Genomic DNA, 5,000 nt, shown 5'->3' with positions numbered 1-5,000 from the left:
ACCTGGCGATACCGCTTCAATGTCTCCCACCTATCCTACACATCACTTGTCCAAAGTCAATACTAAGCTATAGTAAAGGTGCACGGGGTCTTTTCGTCCCGTAGCGGGTAATCGGCATCTTCACCGATACTACAATTTCACCGAGCTCATGGCTGAGACAGTGTCCAGATCGTTGCACCATTCGTGCAGGTCGGAACTTACCCGACAAGGAATTTCGCTACCTTAGGACCGTTATAGTTACGGCCGCCGTTTACTGGGGCTTCAATTCAATGCTTCGCCTCAAGGGCTAACATCTCCTCTTAACCTTCCAGCACCGGGCAGGTGTCAGACCCTATACGTCATCTTTCGATTTAGCAGAGTCCTGTGTTTTTGATAAACAGTCGCCTGGACCTCTTCACTGCGGCCCACATTGCTGTGGGCGACCCTTCTCCCGAAGTTACGGGCCCATTTTGCCTAGTTCCTTAGCCATGAATCTCTCGAGCACCTTAGAATTCTCATCCCAACTACCTGTGTCGGTTTACGGTACGGGTTGCCTCCACTCGCTTTTCTTGGAAGTCGATCCTCAGGATTATCACCGCCGCCGTAGCTTTGGTGTACTATCGGGGTGTTACCACTCCCTTCAACGCACAATTCCGTCTGTGCGCACCTAATTTTCGCCTCCGTCCGCTTTAACGTGGGGCAAGTAGCAGAATATTAACTGCTTGTCCATCGACTACCCCCTTCGGGTTCGCCTTAGGACCCGACTAACCCTCAGCTGATTAGCATAGCTGAGGAAACCTTGGTCTTTCGGTGTGCGGGTTTCTCGCCCGCATTATCGTTACTTATGCCTACATTTTCTTTTGTAACCACTCCAGCATACCTCGCAGTACACCTTCAGCGTTGTTACAATGCTCCCCTACCCCTTCAGATAAATCTGAAAGCCATAGCTTCGGTAATATGTTTATGCCCGATTATTATCCATGCCGGACCGCTCGACTAGTGAGCTGTTACGCACTCTTTAAATGAATGGCTGCTTCCAAGCCAACATCCTAGCTGTCTGGGCAGTCCAACCGCGTTTCTTCAACTTAACATATATTTTGGGACCTTAGCTGATGGTCTGGGTTCTTTCCCTCTCGGACACGGACCTTAGCACCCATGCCCTCACTGGTATACATCATTTTATAGCATTCGGAGTTTGTCAGGAATTGGTAGGCGGTGAAGCCCCCGCATCCAATCAGTAGCTCTACCTCTATAAAACTAATATACCGCTGCACCTAAATGCATTTCGGGGAGTACGAGCTATTTCCGAGTTTGATTGGCCTTTCACCCCTACCCTCAGGTCATCCCAAGACTTTTCAACGTCAACGGGTTCGGTCCTCCACTATGTGTTACCACAGCTTCAACCTGCCCAAGGGTAGATCACACGGTTTCGCGTCTACCATTACCAACTATATCGCCCTATTAAGACTCGCTTTCGCTACGGCTCCATACCTTAAGTACTTAACCTTGCTGGAAACGGTAACTCGTAGGCTCATTATGCAAAAGGCACGCCGTCACATGTAAACATGCTCCGACCGCTTGTAAGCGTATGGTTTCAGGATCTATTTCACTCCGTTATTCACGGTTCTTTTCACCTTTCCCTCACGGTACTGGTTCACTATCGGTCTCTCAGGAGTATTTAGCCTTGGCGGATGGTCCCGCCAGATTCATACAGGGTTTCCCGTGCCCCGCACTACTCAGGATACCACTATCAATAACACATTCTTACCTGTACAGGACTATCACCCTCTGCGGTCAATCTTTCCAAATTGTTCCAGTTCTATGTGCATCAAATATCGTGGTCCTACAACCCCAATAAGTCCGTAAACTCATTGGTTTGGGCTAATGCGCGTTCGCTCGCCGCTACTAGCGCAATCACTTTTGTTTTCTCTTCCTCCGGGTACTTAGATGTTTCAGTTCCCCGGGTTCGCCTCCTTATCGGATAATACATCTTCAATGTACTGGGTTGCCCCATTCGGATATCTGCGGATCAATTCGTATGTGCCAATCCCCGCAGCTTTTCGCAGCTTATCACGTCCTTCATCGCCTCTGAGAGCCTAGGCATTCCCCATACGCCCTTATTTAGCTTGTGTGCTTTTGCCTTCTAATTTGCTCGTATCTCTTAACTCTTTCGAGTTAATTCAATACTTAATATAATTTGCTCTTAATTAGTTATAAAATTTAAAACTCTATAACTGTAGTTTCTCGTATTCTTTGTTTCTCAATATGTCAATGAACGTTTCTACAATTCCCAATTAACAGTTACCAATGAACAATTTTAAATTGTTTATTGATCATTGCTTATTGATCATTGCGATGTGGAGAATATCGGAGTCGAACCGATGACCTCCTGCGTGCAAGGCAGGCGCTCTAGCCAGCTGAGCTAATCCCCCATTTTCAGTGATCAGTTAACAGTTATTAGTTAACAGTACTTATAACGGCTACTCAACCTCTAAAATTTCCTTTCAATATATTTTAATGAACTTCGTTGTCTCAAAGTTCAAACTTTGAACTTTAAACCTTCAACTTTAAACAAGCTTTAGCTTGTCTTGTAGTCTCAGGCAGACTCGAACTGCCGACCTCTACATTATCAGTGTAGCGCTCTAACCAGCTGAGCTATGAGACTGTTTTTAGATGTTAGATCTTAGATTTTAGACGTGAGACTCGTAGTCACTTCATCCCATATCTCAATTCTAATATCTCATATCTATATGATAATTAAATTGACAAGCAAAAAATTAAAACCAAAAGGACTTCCTTTTGAACTTCCCTTTAACAATTGCGCATGTCTTTTATAAGTAAAAGACCTTGCTCTAGAAAGGAGGTGTTCCAGCCGCACCTTCCGGTACGGCTACCTTGTTACGACTTAGCCCCAGTTACCAGTTTTACCCTAGGCCGCTCCTTGCGGTAACGGACTTCAGGTACCCCCAGCTTCCATGGCTTGACGGGCGGTGTGTACAAGGCCCGGGAACGTATTCACCGCATCATGGCTGATATGCGATTACTAGCGATTCCAGCTTCACGGAGTCGAGTTGCAGACTCCGATCCGAACTGTGATAGGGTTTATAGATTCGCTCCTTCTCGCGAAGTGGCTGCTCTCTGTCCCTACCATTGTAGCACGTGTGTGGCCCAGGACGTAAGGGCCGTGATGATTTGACGTCATCCCCACCTTCCTCACGGTTTGCACCGGCAGTCTTGCTAGAGTTCCCGACATTACTCGCTGGCAACTAACAAAAGGGGTTGCGCTCGTTATAGGACTTAACCTGACACCTCACGGCACGAGCTGACGACAACCATGCAGCACCTTGTAATCTGCCCGAAGGAAAGTCTGTTTCCAGACCTGTCAGACTACATTTAAGCCCTGGTAAGGTTCCTCGCGTATCATCGAATTAAACCACATGCTCCACCGCTTGTGCGGGCCCCCGTCAATTCCTTTGAGTTTCATTCTTGCGAACGTACTCCCCAGGTGGGTTACTTATCACTTTCGCTTAACCACCCAGCCCTCAATTAGGCCGGACAGCTAGTAACCATCGTTTACGGCGTAGACTACCAGGGTATCTAATCCTGTTCGCTACCTACGCTTTCGTCCATCAGCGTCAATATATTATTAGTGATCTGCCTTCGCAATCGGTATTCTATGTAATATCTATGCATTTCACCGCTACACTACATATTCTAACCACTTCATAATAATTCAAGGTCTACAGTATCAATGGCAGTTCTACAGTTAAGCTGCAGACTTTCACCACTGACTTATAAACCCGCCTACGGACCCTTTAAACCCAATGATTCCGGATAACGCTTGGATCCTCCGTATTACCGCGGCTGCTGGCACGGAGTTAGCCGATCCTTATTCGCAGAGTACCGTCAAACCCTTACACGTAAGGGTGGTTCTTCCTCTGTAAAAGCAGTTTACAACCCATAGGGCCGTCTTCCTGCACGCGGCATGGCTGGATCAGGCTCTCGCCCATTGTCCAATATTCCTCACTGCTGCCTCCCGTAGGAGTCTGGTCCGTGTCTCAGTACCAGTGTGGGGGATCTCCCTCTCAGGACCCCTACCTATCGATGTCTTGGTATGCCGTTACCACACCAACTAACTAATAGGACGCATACTCATCTCTTACCGTAACCTTTAATTATCTGATGATGCCACCAAATAATACTATGAGGTATTAATCCACGTTTCCATGGGCTATCCCTCAGTAAGAGGTAGATTGTATACGCGTTACGCACCCGTGCGCCGGTCGCCACCATCCGAAGACGTGCTGCCCCTCGACTTGCATGTGTTAAGCCTGCCGCTAGCGTTCATCCTGAGCCAGGATCAAACTCTTCATCGTTGTTTCTTATATATCTTAACAACTATTAAAAGTTTCTTCGCTCCTACCCTTGCAGGTAAAAACAAAATAAAGCTCAAAAGATGACTCTTCTAGTCTTAATTCTTTGCTACTCTTTTTATAAGATTGCTCTCATAAAAATTCTTGTCAATTCAATATGTCAATGAACTCTTTTACAATTATCAATTAACAGTTTACAATTCACAATTTCCATTGTTTACTGATCACTGCTTCCTGATCATCATCCTTGTTGAAATCCAGGGAGTCGAACCCTTACCTTGCCCCTATCGGCGATCTCTGTTTTTCAGTACGTTTCAGTGAACTTGCCTGCGCTGAAAGCGGCTGCAAATATACAACTCTTTTTCTTTAACTTCCAAACTTTATTTTAAAAGTTTTTTAGAAAATTTTAAGCCGTTGCAATCGTCACTTTTTATAAGAACTTCGCCTTTTTGTTTGCCTCAAAAGCGGCTGCAAATATACAATGCTTTTTTCTTTTCCCGCAAATCTTTTTGAAGAAAATTTTTAATCTTTTTTCTTCCCGTTTCCTTACTCCAGTACCTACTCTCAATGAACTCCCGCTTCCTCTAAAACATCTCTGTTTCGCTGTAAGCGGCTGCAAATATACACCTGAATTTAGATTACACAAGC

The 5,000-nt window shown here is 45.7% G+C and carries 2 tRNA genes and 2 rRNA genes (1 of these 4 running past the window's edge); all 4 read right to left on the bottom strand.

Annotation, left to right across the window (positions count from 1 at the left end):
* Positions 1–2,112 (bottom strand): 23S ribosomal RNA (locus tag RM541_RS17280) (it extends 727 nt beyond the left edge of the window).
* Positions 2,113–2,337: 225 nt separating this feature from the next.
* Positions 2,338–2,411, bottom strand: a tRNA-Ala gene (locus tag RM541_RS17275).
* A 159-nt stretch (positions 2,412–2,570) separates the two neighbouring features.
* Positions 2,571–2,644 (bottom strand) — tRNA-Ile (locus tag RM541_RS17270).
* A gap of 191 nt (positions 2,645–2,835) precedes the next feature.
* Positions 2,836–4,355, bottom strand: a 16S ribosomal RNA gene (locus RM541_RS17265).
* The 16S and 23S rRNA genes sit together here with 2 tRNA genes alongside, the layout of an rRNA operon.
* Between the last annotated feature and the right edge of the window lie 645 nt (positions 4,356–5,000).

The organism is Autumnicola psychrophila, from assembly GCF_031846645.1.
Classification (GTDB): domain Bacteria; phylum Bacteroidota; class Bacteroidia; order Flavobacteriales; family Flavobacteriaceae; genus Autumnicola; species Autumnicola psychrophila.
The sequence above is the reverse complement of the archived record's forward strand: the minus strand, read 5'-3'. Positions and strand labels throughout refer to the sequence as shown.